20 protein-coding genes are annotated in these 20,410 nt (G+C 35.9%); 7 read left to right on the forward strand and 13 right to left on the reverse strand.

The genetic code is table 11. The features are described 5' to 3' along the window. Positions 1-14 precede the first annotated feature (14 nt). Positions 15-1,070 (reverse strand): thiamine-phosphate kinase, encoded by a 1,056-nt coding sequence (gene thiL / locus QOL71_RS05010; protein WP_283415871.1) that lies wholly within the window; start codon positions 1,068-1,070, stop codon positions 15-17. 65 nt (positions 1,071-1,135) lie between these two features. Next, a complete protein-coding gene (locus QOL71_RS05015; RefSeq protein ID WP_283415872.1) occupies positions 1,136-1,639 on the reverse strand; it encodes an acyl-CoA thioesterase in 504 nt (167 codons plus the stop codon). A 174-nt stretch (positions 1,640-1,813) separates the two neighbouring features. Between QOL71_RS05015 and QOL71_RS05020 the strand changes: the two genes are divergently transcribed. Further along, on the forward strand, positions 1,814-3,025 hold the full coding sequence (locus QOL71_RS05020; protein ID WP_283415873.1) for a BaiN/RdsA family NAD(P)/FAD-dependent oxidoreductase: 1,212 nt from the start codon (positions 1,814-1,816) through the stop codon (positions 3,023-3,025). Positions 3,026-3,066: 41 nt separating this feature from the next. After that, positions 3,067-3,399: a bacteriophage spanin2 family protein gene (locus tag QOL71_RS05025; protein ID WP_283415874.1), complete on the forward strand. Its 333-nt coding sequence runs from the start codon at positions 3,067-3,069 to the stop codon at positions 3,397-3,399. Here QOL71_RS05025 and QOL71_RS05030 read toward each other — a convergent pair. Continuing rightward, a complete protein-coding gene (locus QOL71_RS05030) occupies positions 3,380-3,766 on the reverse strand; it encodes a ribosomal maturation YjgA family protein (protein ID WP_283415875.1) in 387 nt (128 codons plus the stop codon). The genes QOL71_RS05025 and QOL71_RS05030 overlap by 20 nt on opposite strands. Positions 3,767-4,055: 289 nt before the next feature. Here QOL71_RS05030 and QOL71_RS05035 point away from each other — a divergent pair, with 289 nt between their 5' ends. After that, the gene (locus QOL71_RS05035; RefSeq protein WP_283415876.1) at positions 4,056-4,232 is read left to right on the forward strand and encodes a hypothetical protein; all 177 of its coding nucleotides are present in this window, start codon (positions 4,056-4,058) and stop codon (positions 4,230-4,232) included. Here the strand turns inward: QOL71_RS05035 and mutS are convergent, their stop codons facing one another. Beyond that, entirely contained in the window at positions 4,233-6,788 is a 2,556-nt protein-coding gene (mutS, locus tag QOL71_RS05040; protein ID WP_283416063.1) for a DNA mismatch repair protein MutS, read from the reverse strand. A 94-nt stretch (positions 6,789-6,882) separates the two neighbouring features. Further along, positions 6,883-7,755: a cupin-like domain-containing protein gene (locus QOL71_RS05045; RefSeq protein ID WP_283415877.1), complete on the reverse strand. Its 873-nt coding sequence runs from the start codon at positions 7,753-7,755 to the stop codon at positions 6,883-6,885. Positions 7,756-8,058: 303 nt separating this feature from the next. On the opposite strand from QOL71_RS05045, the gene QOL71_RS05050 reads away from it, so the two are divergent. Together QOL71_RS05050 and QOL71_RS05055 are read left to right on the forward strand one after the other, a co-directional pair. Next, positions 8,059-9,468: an MBL fold metallo-hydrolase gene (locus QOL71_RS05050; RefSeq protein ID WP_283415878.1), complete on the forward strand. Its 1,410-nt coding sequence runs from the start codon at positions 8,059-8,061 to the stop codon at positions 9,466-9,468. A gap of 104 nt (positions 9,469-9,572) precedes the next feature. Further along, positions 9,573-9,875, forward strand: coding sequence for a thioredoxin family protein (locus QOL71_RS05055; protein ID WP_283415879.1), 303 nt, complete (start codon positions 9,573-9,575; stop codon positions 9,873-9,875). Here QOL71_RS05055 and QOL71_RS05060 read toward each other — a convergent pair. Together QOL71_RS05060 and QOL71_RS05065 are read right to left on the reverse strand one after the other, a co-directional pair. Further along, on the reverse strand, positions 9,868-10,680 hold the full coding sequence (locus QOL71_RS05060) for a hypothetical protein (protein ID WP_283415880.1): 813 nt from the start codon (positions 10,678-10,680) through the stop codon (positions 9,868-9,870). The genes QOL71_RS05055 and QOL71_RS05060 overlap by 8 nt on opposite strands. Before the next feature lie 24 nt (positions 10,681-10,704). Further along, a complete protein-coding gene (locus QOL71_RS05065; RefSeq protein WP_283415881.1) occupies positions 10,705-11,466 on the reverse strand; it encodes a nitrilase-related carbon-nitrogen hydrolase in 762 nt (253 codons plus the stop codon). Positions 11,467-11,659: 193 nt separating this feature from the next. Between QOL71_RS05065 and QOL71_RS05070 the strand changes: the two genes are divergently transcribed. Further along, on the forward strand, positions 11,660-12,457 hold the full coding sequence (locus QOL71_RS05070) for a murein L,D-transpeptidase catalytic domain family protein (protein WP_283415882.1): 798 nt from the start codon (positions 11,660-11,662) through the stop codon (positions 12,455-12,457). A 103-nt stretch (positions 12,458-12,560) separates the two neighbouring features. Here QOL71_RS05070 and QOL71_RS05075 read toward each other — a convergent pair whose 3' ends face one another. Together QOL71_RS05075 and QOL71_RS05080 are read right to left on the reverse strand one after the other, a co-directional pair. Then, entirely contained in the window at positions 12,561-13,250 is a 690-nt protein-coding gene (locus tag QOL71_RS05075; RefSeq protein WP_027382831.1) for a response regulator transcription factor, read from the reverse strand. Positions 13,251-13,379: 129 nt separating this feature from the next. After that, the gene (locus QOL71_RS05080) at positions 13,380-14,921 is read right to left on the reverse strand and encodes a sensor histidine kinase (RefSeq protein ID WP_283415883.1); all 1,542 of its coding nucleotides are present in this window, start codon (positions 14,919-14,921) and stop codon (positions 13,380-13,382) included. Between the two features lie 188 nt (positions 14,922-15,109). Between QOL71_RS05080 and QOL71_RS05085 the strand changes: the two genes are divergently transcribed. Beyond that, positions 15,110-15,598: an SRPBCC family protein gene (locus QOL71_RS05085; RefSeq protein ID WP_283415884.1), complete on the forward strand. Its 489-nt coding sequence runs from the start codon at positions 15,110-15,112 to the stop codon at positions 15,596-15,598. Here the strand turns inward: QOL71_RS05085 and QOL71_RS05090 are convergent, their stop codons facing one another. The 4 genes from QOL71_RS05090 to QOL71_RS05105 form a co-directional block, all read right to left on the reverse strand. Then, positions 15,599-15,943 carry a hypothetical protein gene (locus QOL71_RS05090; protein WP_283415885.1) on the reverse strand — a complete coding sequence of 115 codons (345 nt, stop codon included), beginning with the start codon at positions 15,941-15,943 and terminating at the stop codon, positions 15,599-15,601. It lies immediately after the preceding gene. An 8-nt stretch (positions 15,944-15,951) separates the two neighbouring features. Further along, a complete protein-coding gene (locus QOL71_RS05095) occupies positions 15,952-16,299 on the reverse strand; it encodes a DUF2200 domain-containing protein (RefSeq protein WP_283415886.1) in 348 nt (115 codons plus the stop codon). Between the two features lie 122 nt (positions 16,300-16,421). Beyond that, positions 16,422-18,278 carry a glycoside hydrolase family 13 protein gene (locus QOL71_RS05100; protein ID WP_283415887.1) on the reverse strand — a complete coding sequence of 619 codons (1,857 nt, stop codon included), beginning with the start codon at positions 18,276-18,278 and terminating at the stop codon, positions 16,422-16,424. A 21-nt stretch (positions 18,279-18,299) separates the two neighbouring features. Continuing rightward, a complete protein-coding gene (locus QOL71_RS05105; protein WP_283415888.1) occupies positions 18,300-20,297 on the reverse strand; it encodes an alpha/beta hydrolase in 1,998 nt (665 codons plus the stop codon). Positions 20,298-20,410 lie beyond the last annotated feature (113 nt).

Consider the following 20,410-nt stretch of genomic DNA (forward strand, 5'->3'; position numbering starts at 1 on the left):
TTTTATTCCAAAAACTATTCTTTGTTCAGGAATGCATCCCAGCCCTGTGCTGTTAACGGAATCAGTTGGTTCGAACCTCTTGCAACCAGGAAATTACCTTTTTCATCTCCGGTTGCATGACCAATAATTGTAAAGTCCGGATGATTTTTGATCTTGTCAAAATCCGAAGGAGCAATAGTGAATAATAATTCATAATCTTCTCCACCATTCAAAGCAGCCATTGCCGGATTCAGGTTGAATTCTTCTGAGGTGTGAATGGTTGATTCATCCATCGGGATTTTTTCTTCGTACAAATGGAATCCCACCTTGGACTGATCCGACAAATGTAAAACCTCCGAAGCTAGCCCGTCAGAAACATCAATCATAGAAGTTGGCAGAATATCCAATTCCTCCAGTTTTTTCTTGATGTCTGTTCTTGCTTCGGGTTTTAGTTGTCTTTCAAGGATATAATCATAACCTTCCATTTCAGGTTGCATATTGGGGTTTGCCAAATAAACCGAATGTTCTCTTTCCAAAATTTGAAGTCCAAGATAAGCACCACCAAGATCTCCTGTTACAACTAAAAGATCATTCGGTTTTGCACCATTTCTTTTAACAATTTTTTCTTCATTTTCAAGGCCAATCGCTGTAACGCTAATCACAAGGCCAGCATTGGAACTCGTTGTATCTCCACCAATTAAGTCCACTTTGTATCTGTTGCAAGCTAAAGCAATTCCGGCATAGATTTCTTCCAAAGCTTCAACCGGGAAACGGTTGGAAACAGCAACGGAAACCAAAATTTGAGTTGGTGTAGCATTCATCGCAGCAATATCGCTGAGGTTGACAACAACCGCTTTATAGCCCAAATGTTTCAAAGGAACATAGCCTAAATTGAAATGAACACCTTCCGCCAGCATATCGGTTGAAATCACCATTTTTTGATTTTCAGAATCAATAACAGCAGCGTCATCACCAATAGAAACTTTGGTTGAGGTTTGAACAACTGGGAAATTCTCGGTCAAATGTTTTATCAGACCAAATTCTCCCAACTTGGAAATAGGCGTTAATTCTTGAGATTTATCTTCGAGCATAATTTTAATTAATGATGAATTATAAATGATTAATGATACAAGCTTAATATCATTAATGTAAAAATTTATTTAAAGTTTTCTAAACGAGAAACGTCTATGTTCTCCGGTCGGAAAGGTAGTGTTTTCAAATATTCCTTTGAGATCGTCTGCACATTTTCAGATTTGTACTCGTTCATCACTTCCATAATATCATCTGGCGGCGTTGTCGTTTTTCTCAACATCATATCGATCCAAACGCCCGTTGCCTCAGCTGTCGCACAATGCGTTCCGTCTGGAAGATAGAATTTGTGAACGAACTGATAAATTGATCCGTCTTCTGACAAAGCAGCAACTTCCAAAGCTACAAAAACCGTCTGATCCGCATAGATTTCTTTGAAGAAAGAATAGCGCTCGTGCAACATTACCGGACCAACACCCCAACGATTGAGCTGAGTCAATCCGATTTTGTTTTTATTAAGGAAAGCCATTCTAGTTTGGGAACAATAATCAACATAGGTTGAGTTTCCCAGATGACGATTCGCATCAATATCACTCCACCTCACTTCAAATTTATGGTAATAAACAGACATTTTTTTCGATTTTAATATTCTTCAAAATTAACTATTTGAGGTGGATATTAAAAATGTAATTTTGTGCATCGAATATAAAGTATCGGAGATGCGATATGTTTGTAGCGATAGTAACACCACTCTTATGAGAGCTCCGGAGGAGCGACATAATCGGGTTCGAATAAGTTTTAAATTATGTCGGAAAAAAAGAAAATAATAATTGTAGGTGGAGGTGCTGCCGGTTTTTTTACTGCTGCAAATCTAGATGAAAACAAATATGACGTTATCATTCTGGAGCAAAATTCTGATGTTTTGCAAAAAGTGAAAGTCTCTGGCGGCGGAAGATGCAACGTAACGCACGCATGTTTTGAGCCAAGAGAATTGACTCAATTTTATCCCAGAGGCAATCGTGAATTACTGAGTGTTTTTACCAAGTTCCAACCCGGCGATACGATGGATTGGTTCGAGTCCAGAAATGTTCCGTTGAAAATCGAAAAAGATAACAGAGTTTTCCCTGAGTCCGATTCTTCACAAAGTATTATGAATGCTTTGATCAATGAAGTCCGAAATAAAAACTTTGTAGTTAAAAATCAAGTTTCTGTTACCGAAATTGTCAAGGAAAACGAGAATTATATCATCAAAACAAAACAAGGCGATTTTGCAGCAGATATTGTGATTTATACAACAGGAAGTTCGCCCAAGTCTTTGAAAATTATTGAGAATCTTGGACACAAAATTGTGGAACCAGTTCCGTCGTTATTCACGTTCAATATCAAAAGTGATTTGCTTAAAGATTTGCCGGGAACCAGTTTTGAAAATGCAGAAATAAGAATTCCCGGTTTGAAAACGGAAGAATCCGGACCGTTGTTGATTACACATTGGGGACTTTCCGGACCGGCTGTTTTAAAAATTTCTGCTTGGGAAGCTAGAACTCTTGCAAAGTTGAAGTATCAGTTTGAAATAGAGGTTAATTTTATTTCCAAGCCAATTTCTGATGCGGAAGAAGAGTTGAAAGAATTCAAAAATCAAAATCCTAAAAGATCAATCGGTCAGTCGAAAATATTTGATGTAACGAATCGTTTTTGGAACAAGATTCTGGAAATCAGTCAGATTAATCCCGAGAAACAGATTGCTAATCTTTCCGGAAAAGAAATGTTTTTAATTTTAGAAACACTTTGTCAGAAAAAATTACTAGTTTCGGGAAAATCAACTTTTAAGGACGAATTTGTAACGGCTGGAGGTGTTGATCTTAAAGAAATTAATTTTAAGAATATGTCGTCCAAAATTTTGCCTGATTTTTATATTTCTGGCGAAGTTCTTGATATAGATGCAGTTACAGGAGGATTTAATTTTCAGGCTTGCTGGAGCGAAGCTTGGTTGATTTCACAAAATCTTAATTCTCAATAATTAAATATTTAACCTAAATTTGAAAATAATTTTTTATCATAATGAAATATCCTAAAAGTTTTATCAGATTATTGGCCTTATCAGTGTTTTTTCTGTTGGTTTCGTGCAAGACAACTGTTGTGTCTCCAAACAAACCTTTGTACGACAATTCATTAGAACTTTATAAAAAATATTCTATCCAAACCAAGGATGCTAAAACTCAGAAATTAGAAGTTCTAAAAATAGATGCTACCAAAATTTATGGAAAAAATAAAGCCGGAGAAATGGTGGAAATCGACAAAAGTGAAGTCCGCGAAATCAAAAAACCGGATGTTCTTGCGTCTATTCTAATCGTTGCTGCTGCAGTTGCTGCTGTTATTTTTGTTCCGATTTAATCTTTGTGATTAAAAATAAAATTACACATCCGGCAAAATAACAAAGGATATCCAGCCAACTGAAAGAGTTGCCAAGAACAATCATCATGATCCGATTGTTCTTGAAACCCAATATTTCTCCAAAGTGAAAATACTGGGCTAACTCTATCAGACAGGAAAAAATAAAGATTCCAACAATCAGCTTTGTTGAATCGAAATCGAAGAATGCTTTGATGAAATAATACATCAGTATCACTACGAAAACGTCGCCCAAATAAGCTCTTACAAAGAAACATTCTTTAAGCTTTGTAGCGATGAGAACTTCAATGAAGAATATTACAATGGCAATCAGTAAGTTTTTGTAATCGAATTTGAAATTAATTTTCACGGAATTGTTTTTAAACTAAAACAAAAAATCGAGGCAATTATTACCTCGATTTTTTTATTTTTTCATTTTGATTGTGGATTCAATTGCAAAGATTTTTTCGGTTTGGATAGGTTCATTTTTTCACAAGCCGGTTCAAGAACTATTTCAAAAATAAAAACAAAATGGAAGCCTGCACGTATTGATGGGAATATTGTAAGAAGCCGATTTAAAATTCCACTAACAATGACCTTTAACAAATAATTTTTCGGTTCAATTTTTGAAAATAAATATTAACCAAAATCTTATTGTTATGAAAAAGCTATTATTTATCGGCATATTATCATCATTAATCATCAGTTGCGTTCCTGATAAAGACAAACGGGACAAAAGAAAAACCGACCACAGCGCAGAACATATGAGAAACAAAGGCGTTGATTCTGCAGCACTTTCACCAGCAAAAAAAGCGGATACGGTTGGCGTGAAATAGTTACTTTCCAATCATCTTCTTAATAGCATTCAGTTTCATCAGAGCTTCAATTGGTGTCAAAGTATTGATGTCAATTTTCGTCAATTCTTCACGGATATTTTCTAGAACTGGATCGTCTAATTGGAAAAATGAAAGCTGAAGATTTTCTTCCGTTACACGTTTTATTTTCTCTCCGGAATCTTGCGTTGCTCTGCTGGATTCCAAAGTTTTAAGAATTTCATTTGCACGATTCACAACTTTAGAAGGCATTCCTGCTAACTTCGCAACGTGAATACCAAAACTATGTTCACTTCCTCCGGAAATCAGTTTTCTAAGAAAAATAATATTGCCTTTCGCTTCCTGAATTGACACGTGGAAATTCCTGATTCTTTCGAAGTTAACAGACATTTCATTCAGTTCGTGGTAATGTGTTGCAAACAATGTTTTTGGCTGCGTTGGATGTTGATGAAGATATTCCGCAATGGCCCAGGCAATGGAAACACCATCATAAGTGGAAGTTCCACGTCCGATTTCGTCCAGCAAAATCAAACTTCTGTCGGAGATGTTATTAAGGATATTCGCTGCTTCATTCATTTCAACCATAAAAGTCGATTCGCCTGCGGACAAATTATCGGTTGCACCAACTCTTGTAAAAATCTTGTCCAAAGTTCCAATTTCAGCGTGTTTTGCAGGAACAAAGCTTCCAATTTGAGCCAACAAAGAAATAATCGCAGTTTGTCTCAGAATTGCTGATTTACCCGCCATATTCGGTCCGGTTACCATTATGATCTGCTGAGAATCTCTGTCCAGAAAAACATCATTCGGGATGTAAGATTCGCCAAGAGGTAATGACTTTTCGATGATCGGATGTCGCCCTTCCTGAATATCAATTGAGAAAGACTCGTTCAGAATCGGTTTTGTGTAATTATCTTCAACCGATAATTCAGACAAACCAACGGCGCAATCCAGTTCACCAACCAGTTTTGAATTTTCCTGTAATTGGTCAATATAAATCAGAACATTTTCACAGATATTTCTGTAAAGTTCCAATTCTAATTTTCCAATTTTCTCTTCTGCACCAAGAATCTGGTTTTCATAATCTTTCAGCTCTTCGGTAATATAACGTTCGGCGTTAACCAAAGTCTGCTTTCTGATCCAATCTTCCGGAACTTTGTCTTTATGCGTATTTCTAACCTCGATATAATAGCCGAAAACACCATTGAAATCAATTTTCAAACTTGTGATTCCGGTTCTTTCGATTTCACGCTGACACATTTCGTCCAGGAAACCACGGCCTTTGCTTTGAAGATTTCTTAAATGGTCCAATTCTTCCGAAATTCCTTCTCTAATAACATTCCCTTTGTTGATGTTCACAGGAAGCTCGTCGTTCAGATGCTCATTAATCAAAGTAATTAATTCTTCAAGATTGATGAAAGGGTCGATCCAGGCCAGAACATCCGGAAATCTCAGAATATGTTTTCTGATTTCATTAATATTAATGATGCTCTGACGGAGATAACCTAATTCTTTCGGTGAAATCTTTTCAGCGGCTAATTTTCCAATTAATCTATCCAAATCCGAGATGCCTTTCAACAGATCTTTGATCTCGTATTTCAAAGAATCTTCTTTATTCAGAAATTCAATCAGGCTTAATCTTCTGTTGATGTCGCTGATGTTCTTTAAAGGTAAAATCAGCCGTCGCCTCAACAATCTTCCACCCATCGGCGTACAGGTTTTGTCGATAATGTCTAAAAGTGATTTTCCATTGTGATTGGCAGAATAAACAATTTCCAGATTTCTCAATGTGAAATTATCCATCATCAGATAATCATCCTGCGGAATAAGCTGAATCTTGGTAATGTGCTGCAACAATGCGTGATGTGTATCTTCTACCAAATAAGCGAAAATAGCGCCTGCTGCTGTAATTCCTAACTTAGAATCCTCAATCCCGAAACCTTTCAAAGATTGCGTTTTGAAATGGGAAATCAGTTTTTCGTATGCGTAAGGATATTTGAACGCCCAGTCTTCCAGCTTGAAAACATTTTTATTTTTCAGCTGACTTGGAATCTCAGAAGTTCTCTGATAGATAATCTCGCTCGGGTCAAAAGTATGAACGATGTGAAGTAATTTTTCCAGATTTCCTTCACTCACGAGAAATTCACCTGTTGAAACATCCACAAGTGCCATCCCGTATTTTTCTTTTTCCTTATGAAGAGAAAGCAGGAAATTATTTTTTTTAGAAGTCAGAACCTGGTCGTTGAACGTAACTCCAGGCGTCACCAATTCTGTCACGCCACGTTTTACGATTCCTTTTACAGTTTTTGGATCTTCCAATTGGTCGCAAATAGCAACACGCATTCCAGCTCTTACCAGTTTGGGCAAATAAGAATCCACAGAATGATGCGGAAATCCAGCCAGTTCAATATGACCTTCACCGTTGGCTCTTTTGGTAAGAACGATTCCAAGAATCTGCGACGTTTTTATCGCATCTTGCCCAAAAGTTTCGTAGAAATCCCCAACACGGAATAACAATAATGCATCAGGATATTTCGCCTTAATCGTATTGTATTGCGTCATTAATGGAGTTTCTTTCTTTGCCAATTGTCTGAATTTTAGAAGCGCTAAAATACGAAATTAATAGCCAGAAAAAAGAAGGATGTTTCGCTGAAAATTATTTTTTCTTAAACTTTTCCAGAGCTTTGGAGCTTTTCCGGTAAGCCCATTCTTCTTTATATTTCACCCATTTTGCCTTGAAGATTTTTCGCATCAGCTTATCCGTATATCGCATAATGAAAACGTGATAAAGCATACTCAGAAACTTTGAAGGCCGATTAGGTAATGCTCTGATAGATAGAGAAAAGCCTGGCTCAAGATAACGGTTGTAATGCCAGAAAGCGCCAGGGATGAACAAAGCGTCGCCGTGTTCCATCATGATTTCGGTTCCGGTTGCATATTTCAAAGCAGGATATTTTTCGTAATCAGGATTGTCGTAATCAATTTCTTCTATCGTATGGACAGACAATGGAACTTTATAAAGTAGTTCATTTTGCTTCTGGTCAAAGAGTAAAATTCTTTTTTTGCCACCAAAATGCACGTGGAAAAAGTCTCCTAAATCCACATCATAATGCATCAAAACATGTGCTTCACTTCCTCCGAAAAACAGCGTGGGAAGTCGTTTGAAGAATTTCATTCCCAGATCCGGATAAGTGAAATCTTTCAGCAATTCCGGTAACCTGTCGGTGATGATATAAAAAAAGATCCTGAGGTCAGAAGGTTTACTTTTGATAATATCAATATAATCCTTCATCTTCATTTTGGTTGCCGGTGTGTCAGAGCTTTTATTGGCATCAGCGGGCTTGTTGTCATAGATGGGAACAACCTGGTCACCGGCTTTTTCACGGATATAATCCAGATTCCATTTTTCGTAAGCGCCCCATTGTTTTGCAAAACCTTTTATCAAAAGCGGTCTGTGCGGTTTGAAATATTTCTTTTGAAAATCTTCTTTATCAATGTGTTCTACGACGTCAACAGGATTCAGAATCATATTAATTATTTTGATCAAATAAAATTAATAAAAATGATTTTAAGCAAAATAGAAATTTTGAATTTAATGTAACTTTTAAACTTCAAAGCCTGCTATAAGTCATCTATTATCGGTAATCTTCGGCTCATTTTTTGCTTATCCACCTGCGGAAATTGAACAAATGTTTGAAATCAAATCAGGGTTATTAATAATATCTTTCAGGATTTATTTATAGTTATTCCAAATAATCTCATATTTGTATTATTAAAGCTAATAACAAAAACAATTTCTAAAATAAAAGTTTGAATTAATTCTATTGGTAAAATGAAGGTTGAGCAAATATACACAGGTTGTCTTGCGCAAGGAGCGTATTACATTGTTTCTGAAAACGAAGCAGCAATTATTGACCCGTTGCGAGAGGTTAAGCCTTACCTCGACCGTTTGGATAAAGATCAGGTTCGGCTCAAATATATTTTTGAAACCCATTTTCACGCTGATTTTGTTTCGGGACATCTGGATTTATCCAAGAAAACCGGTGCTCCCATTGTTTACGGTCCGACAGCTCAGCCGGAATTTGATGCCATTATAGCAGAAGACAATCAGATGTTTAAGATAGGAAAAATCAAAATCAAAGTTCTTCATACGCCTGGACATACGATGGAAAGCTCGACTTATCTTCTGATTGATGAAAATGGGAAGGAAACGGCAATTTTTTCCGGTGACACTTTGTTTTTGGGTGATGTCGGCAGACCGGATCTTGCACAGAAAGCGGGTGAGATTACTGAAAAAGATTTGGCCGGAATGTTATATGAAAGTCTTCACAGCAAGATCTTACCTTTGGATGATTCGATCACGGTTTATCCTGCCCACGGCGCCGGTTCTGCTTGCGGAAAGAATATGCAGAAGGAAACAGTAGATACTTTGGGGAATCAAAAAAGAACGAATTACGCACTGAATCAACCTGATAAAGAATCTTTTATTAATGAAGTTCTTGACGGATTAACTGCACCACCAAAATATTTCGGGATGAATGTCGCAATGAACAAAGGCGGTTATGAAAGTTTTGACCAGGTTCTGAAAAAAGGTAATAATCCATTGTCTGTTGAGGAATTTGAAACGGCGGCGGAAGAAACCGGGGCTTTGATCCTGGACACAAGAAGTGCAGCCAATTTCCATAAAGGTTTTGTTCCGAATTCTATCAACATTGGAATCAAAGGCGATTTTGCACCCTGGGTTGGAGCGATGATTGTTGATGTTCAACAGCCGATTCTTTTGGTTTCTGACGAAGGTACAGAGGAAGAAGTGATCACGCGACTAAGCAGAGTAGGATTTGATAATGTTTTAGGCTATTTGAAGGGAAGTTTCGAAGCCTGGAAAAACTCCGGTAAAGAAACTGACGAGATCAAAAGAATTTCTGTAGAAGAATTTGCTGATGAGTTTTCTGAAGGTGTAAAAGTTATCGATGTCCGAAAGGAAACGGAATACGAAGCCGAACATATCGATGAAGCTTACAGCAAGCCTTTGGCTTATATCAATGACTGGGTGAATTCTTTGGACAATTCTGAACATTTTTATATCCATTGTGCCGGTGGTTACAGAAGTATGATCGCGGCAAGTATTTTACAGGCAAGAGGTTATAGAAACTTCACCGAGATTGATGGCGGGTTCAATGCGATTAAGAAAACAGGAAAATTTCCCTTGAGTAATTTTGTTTGTCAAAGTAAAACTTTATAGAATTAAAAAAGGCTTGAACTTCAGCCTGACAATAAATTTTAACATGTCATTCTGAGCCTGCCGAAGAATCTAATACCTTAAATCTAACTTCTAACGTCTTAGTTATGTCACAGAAATTTCAAGAACTCATACAATCCGAACGTCCTGTTCTCGTTGATTTTTTCGCAACCTGGTGTCAGCCTTGCAAAGTTCAGTCTTCCGTTTTGAATTCTGTAAAAGAAAAAGTTGGAGAGAAAGCAAGAATCGTAAAAATTGATATTGATCAGTTTCCGTCAATAGCTGCGGATAACGGAGTTCGTGGTGTTCCGACTTTAGCAATTTTTAAAAACGGAGAGTTGCTTTGGAAAGAAAGCGGTGTTCATGATGTGAACTCTTTGGTTGGTTTGCTGGAGCAGTATTCTAATTGATTATTATATTTCCGCTATTGTCATAGTTGAAAGTCCAAGTTTGTTCTATATTTGAAGTAATTTGACCAAATTCGTTATACTTAACCTCATTATATTTTCTATAATTATTTTTAGATATTGCTCGATAAAAATATTCGTCTAATAAATAAAGTCTTCTAAACGGATTGTAAGAATTATCATAGTCTCCGAATGTTCTAATGATTTTTATTCCTTTGTTTATGCCGTTTCTCTGTTCAAAGTATTCTGATTTTGTCAGATTACCTTTGGTATCGTAATAGAATTTTTCGAGATAAGTTTCTATGTAATCGTCTGGTGGATAATAAGGCATATTAGGAAACGTTGTATTTATTTCAACGAGTTGATTATTTGAATAGCTAAATGACTGCTTCCTGTCTTGATGGTTATTGTAGACAGATGGAATTTCCTTTTGAATAATTTGATTATTATTATTCAAAAAATAATATTTTGTGTCTTTCAGGGGATTAAATTCGTCTGAAGATGAAAAATTTTCAACGGTAACTTTATTATTAGTATAAACTAAAGAAGTGAACAATTTATCTGTGAAAAAACCGTTATAACCTGTGCCTCCGCTAAGTTGTAAAAAGCCACCTTTTTTCTTGATTAAGCGATTATTACTATCATAATCGAAATAAAAATTATTGTCAGAGTTGTAGCCATTTGAAAAGCCTACGTTTAGTTTCGTAACCAAAGGATATTCTTCTGCGGAAATTGTTGTTGATTCGTCGTCTCTTGAGCAAGAAAATAGAATAAAACTTAAAAAGAATAATGTAAAGATGTTTTTCATTGCTGAAAGCATTTTTTTACAAAACTAAGGAATAATTTCAAACTCATCTCGCTCTTTTAAAAAAGGAAACCTGCTTCTAAATTCCTTCAATTCATCCAGATTCCATTCAGTTGTGATGAGGTCGCTTTTTCTTTCCGATATTTCTCTTCCGTCCGGAAAATAAGCCATTGAACTTTCCTCATATTCAAGGTTATAACCGTCTGTTCCGATACGATTCAATCCGAAAAGAAAAGCCTGATTTTCAATCGAACGCGCTTTTATAAGTGATTTCCAGGCATCAATTCTGGATTTTGGCCAATTAGCAACATATAAAGCGGCATCATAATCATTCTGATTTCTTGAGAAAACCGGAAAACGCAGATCAAAACAAACCTGTAAAAGAATTTTAAATCCTTTGTAATCAATAATTTTTCGCTCTGTTCCGGCAGTGTAAATTTTATCTTCTCCAGAATAAGAAAACAAATGTCTTTTGTCGTAGTATTCAAAACTGCTGTCAGGAAAAACAAAATAAAACCGGTTATAGAATTTACCATTGTCTTCCACAGAAACACTTCCTGCAACTGCTGAATTTTTGTTTTTAGCAAAAGATTTCATCCAGATTAAAGACTCCTCATTTCTATCTGCCACCTCTTCGGCTTCCATGCAAAATCCGGTAGAAAACATCTCTGGTAAAAGGAATAGATCTGCTTCCACTGAAGCCAATTTATTTTCAATTTTTTTGAAATTTTCTTCCTTATTTTTCCATGCGATATCCAAATTCAGTCCCGTAATTGTAAGTATTGACATATTCAGAAAGTTTAATGCAATTTATCACTTTAAAATTCGTTTTCATAAGAAGTTCTTAATAAAAATCTAAAAATACCCACGAAATCAAGTTAAAGTCTCCTAAAAAATCGTTAAAAAGTTTGATTGTAACCGTCTGATAATGATTTATATATAATTTTGCACCACTAAAACAAAATCTTAATATTATAATTTAATGAAGAAATTCCCATTATTGTTGTGCTTAGTTTATTTGATAACGACTTCTTTTTATCCGGCAAGTTCTGAGGACAGAGTTTCTTATCCCAGGCTGATGATAAGAGAAATCAAACTAAGTGCTAAAAAGAATTTCTCACCACAGAATCCAGCAGAAGAGATCTACAAGGAGCTTCGGTTTGCGGATGAAACATTGAATTTTGAAGTCTTTGAAAAAGCTTTTTTAGGATTCCAAAATTTGAAAAAGTCCGGAAAACTGGAGCCGTCAGCTAAGTTGCTTTCGGTTTGTGATTTTAGTTTGTCTTCTAACAGGAAACGACTTTGGGTCATAGATCTGGGTGAGAAAAAAGTGTTGTTCAACACATTAGTTGCGCACGGAAAAGGAACGGGCGAAGAGTTTGCCACGAGCTTTTCTAATATAGAGGACTCGCATCAGTCGAGTATGGGCTTTTACATTACCGAACAAGCTTACATGGGAGATAATGGCTATTCTATGAGATTATTCGGGATGGATCGCGGTTATAACGATGCTGCCCTAGAGCGCTGTATAGTAATGCACGGTGCCAAATATGTAAGCGAGGATTTTATCAAATCTGAAAAGAGATTAGGAAGAAGCTGGGGTTGCCCAGCTGTTCCGGCCAGTCTTGCAAAACCAATCATTGATACCATCAAAAACAGAACTTGTCTGTTTATTTATTTTCCTGATCAGAGTTACCTGGCGAGTTCTCAATGGTTGAAAAATGTTGAAAAGACAGACTCAATTCTTGATTCTCCAAAACAAAATATGGCAACGAATTAAATCTTTGTATTTTGTAAAATGTACAATGTAAAAGTATAAACCCTTTCAGAGTTCCGAACTCTGAAAGGGTTTATTTTGTTAAAACTTGAAGGTTTGATTTTTATTAAGGATTCTTGACTAATAATCTGAAACCTTCTCCATGAACGTTGATGATTTCCAAACCTTCGTCGTCTTTCAGAAGTTTTCTCAGTTTTGCAATATAAACATCCATACTTCTGGCAGTGAAATAATTCTCTTTTTTCCAGATTTTTCTCAAAGCCAGATCTCTTGGCATAAAATCGTTTCTGTGGATGCAAAGTAATTTCAATAGCTCATTTTCTTTTGGAGAAAGCTTGTATTCGTTTTCCCCAACTCTCAATTGTCTCAGCATAGAATCGAAGAAAATATTACTGATCTTGAATTGCTCCTGATCTTCATTTTCCAAAACCGCGCTTCTCTGTAAAATGGCTTTGATCTTGTAAAGAAGTAATTCCGTATCAAATGGTTTTGTGATATAATCGTCTGCGCCCAATTGATAACCTTTTAGGATATCCTCACGCATATTTCTTGCTGTAAGGAAAATGATAGGTGTGTTTTTATCGATTTTCTTCACATCTTCTGCTAAGGAAAATCCGTCTTTTTTAGGCATCATCACATCAAAAATGCAGATGTCAAACTCCTTTTCTGTAAACTCTTTCAGACCCATTTCTCCGTCTGTGGCCAATGTGACCTCAAAGTTATTGATGGTCAAATAATCCTTAAGAACTGCACCAAAACTTTGGTCGTCTTCTACTAATAATATTCTGTTGCTCATAGCTTTTGTAATTAATAATTAAAATGAAGAATTGATATTTCTCCGTTCCGTTAATATTTTGATTTGTTGTTTAAAAGTTGAATTTGTTATTTCTTTATACTTTAATTCTGATTCATTCAATAATTAAAATTATACCATTGGAAGTTTAATCGTAAATGTGCTTCCTTTTCCTTTATGAGAATCCACATGGATCTGACCTTTGTGGATTTCAACGATCTTTTTTACATAAGACAATCCAAGACCTTGTCCTTTTACATTATGGATGTTTCCGGTTTCTTCCCGGAAGAATTTTTCAAAGATTTTGGTTTTGTTGGTCGACTCCATTCCCATTCCTTTGTCCGAAATTTCCACAACATACCAGTTACCTTCGTTTCTGGTGGTCAGTTTTATGTCAGGTGTTTCTGGCGAATACTTGTTGGCATTATCCAGAAGATTGATCAATGCATTGGAGAAATGGAATTCATCAATCCTGAAATTATATTTTGTCGCATTGAATTCCGTTGTCAGAATTCCGTTTCTTTCATTAACAATCAGTCGGAAAGATTCTGCAATACTTTTTATTAATTCTCTTACGTTGGTTTCCTTCAGATGAAGCGGCATTTCGTTTCGTTCCAGTTTAGACATGTTCAGAACGGTTTCTACCTGTTTTTTCATCCTCAGATTCTCCTGCTTTATCAATCCCGAATAATATTTGACCTTATCAGGGTCGGTCGCAATTTTATCGTTGGCTAATGAGTCCGTTGCAACGGAAATGGTTGCCAGAGGAGTCTTGAACTCGTGAGACATGTTGTTGATGAAATCGGTTTTGATCTCTGCAATTTTTTTCTGTCTCATCATATAATTGATTGAAATAATATAAATCCCTAAAATCGTCAATAACGAAATGAAAGTTCCCAACAACATCGGCAGATTGTGCTTTACCAAAGAGTAGTCTTTTCTTGGAAAAACCAGGGCTAAAGTATAAAGCGTCCGGTCTTTGGTATCGGTAAAAATCGGATAAGTGTAGTTGGTTTTGTCTTTTTGATCAAGATAAATATTGTTGGCAATCGTTGTCAGTTTGTTGTTTTTATCGATCACTCCGAAACCGAATTTGGTGTCAATTCCTTTCAGTCTCAATTCTTTGGATAAAACCGAATCTATTGTTTTGTTGTTAACTCTTTTTTCAATGGGAAGACTGGTTGCGCTTAATCTTGCAAATTCCTTCATTTGGAAAGAGTTATTGTCAAGGTCTCTGCTGATGTTGGTTGTCAAAGGTTCAGGCGAGTTTCTTTTGACCTTTAACTGGCCTTCATCTTTATAAAGTTTGGTTGTATAAAGTGTGTCGCCTTTTGCGGAAACTGGGATATTTTGCTTTTCAACAATGCTGGTTTGAAAAAGAATGTTAGAGCGATTCGCAGAATCGGAACTTTGCTGGATGTAAGTTTTAACCGGTTGATTATTAGATGCCAGAACTTCTTTTCCAACATTGTTATAAGTCTCATTCCAGTATTTGTTAACTTCGATTTGGTTAACCTTTTGAGTCGATGTCTCTAAAGCAGAGTAAACTTTGTTAGAAAAATCCTGCTCCAGAGAAGTATATAATTCTTTAATCCAATACAGCTGCAAGGAGACGAAAACCACCAAGGAAATCGTCATAAATACAGAAATAATAGGAATAAATTTGTTATTCATTGCAATTATTGATTTTGAAAAGTTAAAATTACTCTTTTTAAGAATATCTCAATAAAAAAAACGCGATACAATTATTAAATATTTCTTAAAAACGAGTTTTTTAACATTTTATTGTGAATAATCAAAAATGTTGCCATAGGAAAACTTTGGTGTGATTTTTTATAATTAATTTTATAAAAAGAAATTGTATGAACTCAGAAATTGTTTTTAATAAGGATTCTGATACCGGAGTTTATGTGATGAAGGTTTATAAAGCCGACGTCTCTACGCTTTGGGATTATTTCACAAAATCAGAATTGATAGACCAATGGTGGGCGCCAAAACCTTGGCAATGCGAAACCGAAAAAATGGATTTTCGTGAAAACGGTGTTTGGCTGTACGCAATGAAAGGTCCGGACGGAGAAAAAGAAATGGCCTTAGCCAATTACGGCGAAATAATGCATCATAGAAGTATTTCCTGGACAGATGCTTTTGCAGATGACAAAGGAAAGGCAAGAACAGACTTGCCACAAACATCCTGGCTGATTGGTTTCACAGGTATCGATGAAGGCACAAGAATGACTTTCAATCTGCATTTTAACTCCAAAGTAGAAATGAATCAGCTCATCGAAATGGGTTTTGAAGAGGGTTTTAAAATGGGATTGAATCAACTTGAAGATATTGTAGCAAAAGATTAATTAATTCAAATTAATTTCCTCATCTTCAAAATATTGGATAATCGCTTTTTTCATCAGAAGCGATTGTTCGTTGGGTTTCAGATCGGGCAAATCTTCCAGCTTTTCGAACTCGGGCCAGCCTTCGTTATAATGACTGAATTTGTAATAGCCAAAAGGTTCCAATAATCTGCAAACCGCAATATGAATAAGATTGACTTTATCATCTTTAGTGAATTTTTGTTGGCCACTTCCAAGTTCCTGAATCCCAATTAAAAATAACATTGTTTCAATGGGCGGATTTTTTTCTGTCTGGAAATTTTCTTCAAAAAACTGTTCTATTTTTTTCCAGATTTCGGCTTCTGTCATATTGCTTTTTACTTTCTTAAAATGTTATCGATCGTTTTTCCTTTTGCCAGTTCATCTATCAGTTTATCCAGATAACGAATTTGTTGCATCAGCTTGTCTTCAATTTCTTCAACACGATAACCACAAATCACACCAGTTATTTTTGAAACATTGGGATTCAAACTTGCTTCTGCAAAAAAAGTCTCGAAATCAGCCTTATTATCAATAATCTCCTGAAGTTTCTCTGCATTATATCCTGTCAGCCAAAAGATAATTTCATCAACCTCAGCTTTGGTTCTGCCTTTCTTTTCCGCTTTTGCAATATAATGTGGATAAACGCTTGCAAAAGGCATCTTGTAAACTCGGGTGTTTTTCATTTTAATAATTTAATATTGATCTGAATAATTACTCCAACGAAGAACGATAAAAAACCAAAACTCTGGCTAAAATTTTAAACCAGAGTTTTATTGATCTTGATGCGAATTTACAAAAATGAATTTTAATTCCGGATTTCCAAAATCATTGCTGTTTTTGCCGGAATATCTATTGTGTTCTCAAAACTGAAATCTTTGCCAGAAATAATGTCTTTAGCATTGAAATAATTAGTAATCATCTCTTTATATCGACTAAGATTAAGCGTTACTTTATCAGTATTTTTGTTGAGTAAAACCATTAACTTCTGCTTATCAGTATATCTGAAATAAACATAAACATCATTATTGGTTGGCGCATAATGTTTGAATTTTCCATTAGCAATCGCATCATTCGTTTTTCTCCAGTTAAGTAAAGTCGAAAAATACTTCTTGGCTTCCTTTTCTTCATCAGTTAATCCTATTTCGGTTACAGCATTTTTGGAATCGCCTTTCCAACCTCCGTAGAAATCACTTCTTCTTTGTCCGTCGCTTCCGGCTTTGTCATTGGTCATCAGAACTTCGGTTCCATAGAAAAATTGAGGTGTTCCGCGTATTGTCATATACATCGCAATCCCGAGTTTCCAGTTTTCTAAGTTTTTGTTTAGTCGGGAATAGAATCTGTCCAGATCATGATTATCCGGAAAAATCAATTGATTTTCAGGATGCGGAAAAAGAAAATCGTTTGCAACACTTTCATAGACTTTTCGCCAACTTGAAAACCAACCGCTTTTCTCATTGAGTGCAGTGACGATATTGTCATTAATGGAAAAATCCATCATCATCGGCATATAACTTTTGTAGCCATCACTATTTTCTTTGTCGATTTGCCAATAGGAAGTCTGGGCAATATTTCTTGTCATTTCTTCGGCAACGATGTTCATTTTCGGATATTCTTCAAGAATGGTTTTAGTCCAATCAGCTAGAAAATTTTTGTCGGAGTAAGAATAGGTGTCAACACGCAATCCGGAAAGCCCGGCATACTCAATCCACCAGATGATATTCTGAGTCAGATATTTTGCCAATAGAGGATTTTTCTGATTAAGGTCTGCCATATGACCATCAAACCAGCCGTTGAGATATTCTTCTTTATCAATTTCAGTGGCGTAGATATCTGTGATGGTGGTTTTAAGGTGATTAGTTCTGACTCTGTTTTCCGAATCAGGATAATTAATCCAGCTTTTCTCTGGCAAGTCTTTGATGAAATAATACTCTGAGCCACAATGATTAAGCACAACATCCCAAATCAAACCAATGTTTCTTTTCCTGGCTTCTGCTGATAATTTTTTCAAATCTTCATTCGTCCCGAATCTCGGGTCAATCTTGTAAAAATCTGTCGCTGCATAACCGTGATAAGAATAGGTAGGCTCATCATTTTCAATCAAAGGCGTGTTCCAAATCTGAGTGTAGCCCAAAGACTTGATGTAATCCAAATGATTAATAATTCCCTGGATATCACCGCCGTGTCTGGCGTCTTCATTATTTCTGTCAAGCTTTTGTTCCAGAGTTGTTTTGACAATATCATTTTTTTCATTACCATTCGAAAATCTGTCCGGAACAATCAAAAGAATCGCATCTTTTGAACTGTAACTTACACGATTCGCACTGTTCGCTTCCCGAGCATAGATTGGAAAATCTTTAGTCAGAACCACTTTATTGTCCTTCGAAAATTTGATTTTCACAGTTCCGGCTTTTGCATCAGGATTGATTTGCAGAGTCAGAAACAAATAGTTCTTATTTTCAACCGTTTTATTTTCAGTAATGGTAATTCCGGGATAAGAAATTGCAGGCTGTAAATCTGAAATGTCTTTACCATAAATTAATAAAGCGACCGAATTATTTTTCATCCCAACCCACCAATTGGCCGGTTCTATGCGTTCAATTTTTTGAGAAAGAATAAGATTGAAACTGATGAAAAGTAAAAGTATTGTAAGTGATTTTTTCATTGATTAATAGATTTAGATTAGTTATTTTTTCAGAAGAAATTCTAATGGAATTGATAACCGTTTGCTCCAGGAATTTTCGCTGTGGTCAGCCGATTCAAATTTTCTGGTTGTCCAATTATTTTTGTTGAATCCTTTTTCCGTCATTATCAAATCGACTTTGTTCTGATGTTTCTCATAGCGACTGTCCAATCCTTCCGTTCCAAAATCGAAATAGATTTTATGGGTTTTCGGATTCGGAAGTTTTTGTTTGAGATAATTTTCAAACGCAGAAGGGATTTCGTCATCAGAAAGGTCTGTGATTCCAACCCAATGGGTGGATAGGCAAGCTGCGCCGCCGAAAACTTCGGGATACTCGCAAATCGCGTACATCGATATCAGTCCGCCCATACTGGAACCGGCGATGTAAGTATTTTCCCTGTCTTTCAGTGTTGGATAATTTTTATCAATAAAAGGTTTTATCTCTTCTACAATGAATTTCAAATAGTTATCGGATTGGATTTTCCCTTGAAAGTATTTTTCAAGTGTTTGATTTTGTAACTCTTTAGATAAACTTTCAAAAGCTTTTTGTGGAAAATACTCCGAATGCCGGGTTGCGCCAGTATTCCAAAGTCCGACAATGATGCAATCTTTCAGTTTGATTTTTTTGCTGAGTTCTGTATAATTTTCATCCACTTTCCATTCGGAATTATTCCAGTTGATTTTTGGGTCAAAAAGCATCTGACCGTCGTGGATATAGAGAACCGCATATTTTTTATTGGGATTGAAGTTTTCCGGCAACCAGATATCAACATTTCTTGACGCCACATATTTCGAAGGAAATTGATTAATTCTGATGATTTTACCAAAACTCACATCGGGAACCGAAGTCTGAATCACCTCTTTGTATCGGTCTTTGATATCGACATATTTCTTGATGGCTGTTTTATATTCATCAAGATTTTTTGGTTTTCTCCAATCCGGGTCCGGAAAATTATTCTCAATATAATTCCAATCCTTTCCAGCGAAAAAATCATCATCGTACGTGCAACCTGTCAAATCTTTGAAAGGTTTAAGGAAAATATAACCGTCAAAAAAATGCTCCATTTTGAAATCAGAATGACAAAAACTGAAAAAACTATTGTCTCGCAATCTCCCGACAGGTGTGTTAATCAAATCGAATCCAATCTGTGGATAGTTGAGTTTCTGAAGTGCATTTTCCAATTCTCCATTCGCTGGCGAAACATAAGCCGGATTATACTGAGTTTTGGAAAACATCGGCGTATGAAACATAATGTTGAAAATCTTATCAGGCATCAATTTGTAAAGACGATTTCCGACCATTCCTTCATCATAATCACAAAAATCATCGTTGTTCACTTTCAGGATTGGCATTTTGTACTTGGTGAAAACGTGAACGTGTCCCATATAAATCAAGGCTTTTTCATTTTTATCAATGATTTCCTTTTTGATGATTTTCGTTCGGAATTGGTCTGGCGTTCCCAGATTGAAAACGGCTTTCATATTTTCGGGAGTTCTTGCGCCACCTTTGAAGTTTTCCCAACGGTATTGATAACTCAGATTGACGATTCGGAATTTTTTAGCATCAGATTTTAAGGTTTTATTGAATTCCCAAACCGCTTTATAGATGTCAAAATATTCCTTATAAGCCCAACCTACATTGTAATAGAAGAACATATCTTTTGCTTTTCTTTCATCGAATTTTTCAGAATTCAGCAATTCATCCAGCTCTTTCTGCTTTTCGAAAGCACCGAATTCCATACAGAGATTGTAAACACCGGCCTGATATAGTTCCGGAATAAGGCTTTTGACAAAATCTAGATTTTCTTTCACAGCGTGGTCCTCACCTAAAAGTACAATAGGATAATTCTTGAATTTTGAAACGAGATAATCTTTCGGACTTTTTGGATGTTGTTTCAGATATTCTACAGCTTCAAGAGTGGCTTTGTTTTCCTGACCGAATCCTAAAATCGGAAAGAAAAATGCTAAAAACAGAAGTGAAAAAGAAATTGAAAGTTTCATTTTTTAGTTTGAATTTTGAACAAAACTATTTCTACTTTCCTTTTGTTACAAGCCTTTTGGACAAACGACAGGTTATTCTGTACAAAAAGCAAATCACTGGAAATGATTTCAGA

Source organism: Epilithonimonas pallida, from assembly GCF_900182975.1.
In the GTDB taxonomy this organism is placed as follows: domain Bacteria; phylum Bacteroidota; class Bacteroidia; order Flavobacteriales; family Weeksellaceae; genus Epilithonimonas; species Epilithonimonas pallida.

Bases quoted from the DNA above. Each gene is read 5' to 3' on its own strand.
- QOL71_RS05055 (WP_283415879.1), top strand. From the start codon at position 9,573: ATGTCACAGAAATTTCAAGAACTCATACAATCCGAACGTCCTGTTCTC.
- QOL71_RS05060 (WP_283415880.1), bottom strand. From the start codon at position 10,680: ATGAAAAACATCTTTACATTATTCTTTTTAAGTTTTATTCTATTTTCT.
- QOL71_RS05105 (WP_283415888.1), bottom strand. From the start codon at position 20,297: ATGAAACTTTCAATTTCTTTTTCACTTCTGTTTTTAGCATTTTTCTTT.
- QOL71_RS05025 (WP_283415874.1), top strand. From the start codon at position 3,067: ATGAAATATCCTAAAAGTTTTATCAGATTATTGGCCTTATCAGTGTTT.
- thiL (WP_283415871.1), bottom strand. From the start codon at position 1,070: ATGCTCGAAGATAAATCTCAAGAATTAACGCCTATTTCCAAGTTGGGA.
- QOL71_RS05045 (WP_283415877.1), bottom strand. From the start codon at position 7,755: ATGATTCTGAATCCTGTTGACGTCGTAGAACACATTGATAAAGAAGAT.
- QOL71_RS05050 (WP_283415878.1), top strand. From the start codon at position 8,059: ATGAAGGTTGAGCAAATATACACAGGTTGTCTTGCGCAAGGAGCGTAT.
- QOL71_RS05085 (WP_283415884.1), top strand. From the start codon at position 15,110: ATGAACTCAGAAATTGTTTTTAATAAGGATTCTGATACCGGAGTTTAT.
- QOL71_RS05080 (WP_283415883.1), bottom strand. From the start codon at position 14,921: ATGAATAACAAATTTATTCCTATTATTTCTGTATTTATGACGATTTCC.
- QOL71_RS05090 (WP_283415885.1), bottom strand. From the start codon at position 15,943: ATGACAGAAGCCGAAATCTGGAAAAAAATAGAACAGTTTTTTGAAGAA.
- QOL71_RS05095 (WP_283415886.1), bottom strand. From the start codon at position 16,299: ATGAAAAACACCCGAGTTTACAAGATGCCTTTTGCAAGCGTTTATCCA.
- QOL71_RS05015 (WP_283415872.1), bottom strand. From the start codon at position 1,639: ATGTCTGTTTATTACCATAAATTTGAAGTGAGGTGGAGTGATATTGAT.
- QOL71_RS05100 (WP_283415887.1), bottom strand. From the start codon at position 18,278: ATGAAAAAATCACTTACAATACTTTTACTTTTCATCAGTTTCAATCTT.
- QOL71_RS05065 (WP_283415881.1), bottom strand. From the start codon at position 11,466: ATGTCAATACTTACAATTACGGGACTGAATTTGGATATCGCATGGAAA.
- QOL71_RS05020 (WP_283415873.1), top strand. From the start codon at position 1,814: ATGTCGGAAAAAAAGAAAATAATAATTGTAGGTGGAGGTGCTGCCGGT.
- QOL71_RS05035 (WP_283415876.1), top strand. From the start codon at position 4,056: ATGAAAAAGCTATTATTTATCGGCATATTATCATCATTAATCATCAGT.
- QOL71_RS05075 (WP_027382831.1), bottom strand. From the start codon at position 13,250: ATGAGCAACAGAATATTATTAGTAGAAGACGACCAAAGTTTTGGTGCA.
- QOL71_RS05070 (WP_283415882.1), top strand. From the start codon at position 11,660: ATGAAGAAATTCCCATTATTGTTGTGCTTAGTTTATTTGATAACGACT.
- mutS (WP_283416063.1), bottom strand. From the start codon at position 6,788: ATGACGCAATACAATACGATTAAGGCGAAATATCCTGATGCATTATTG.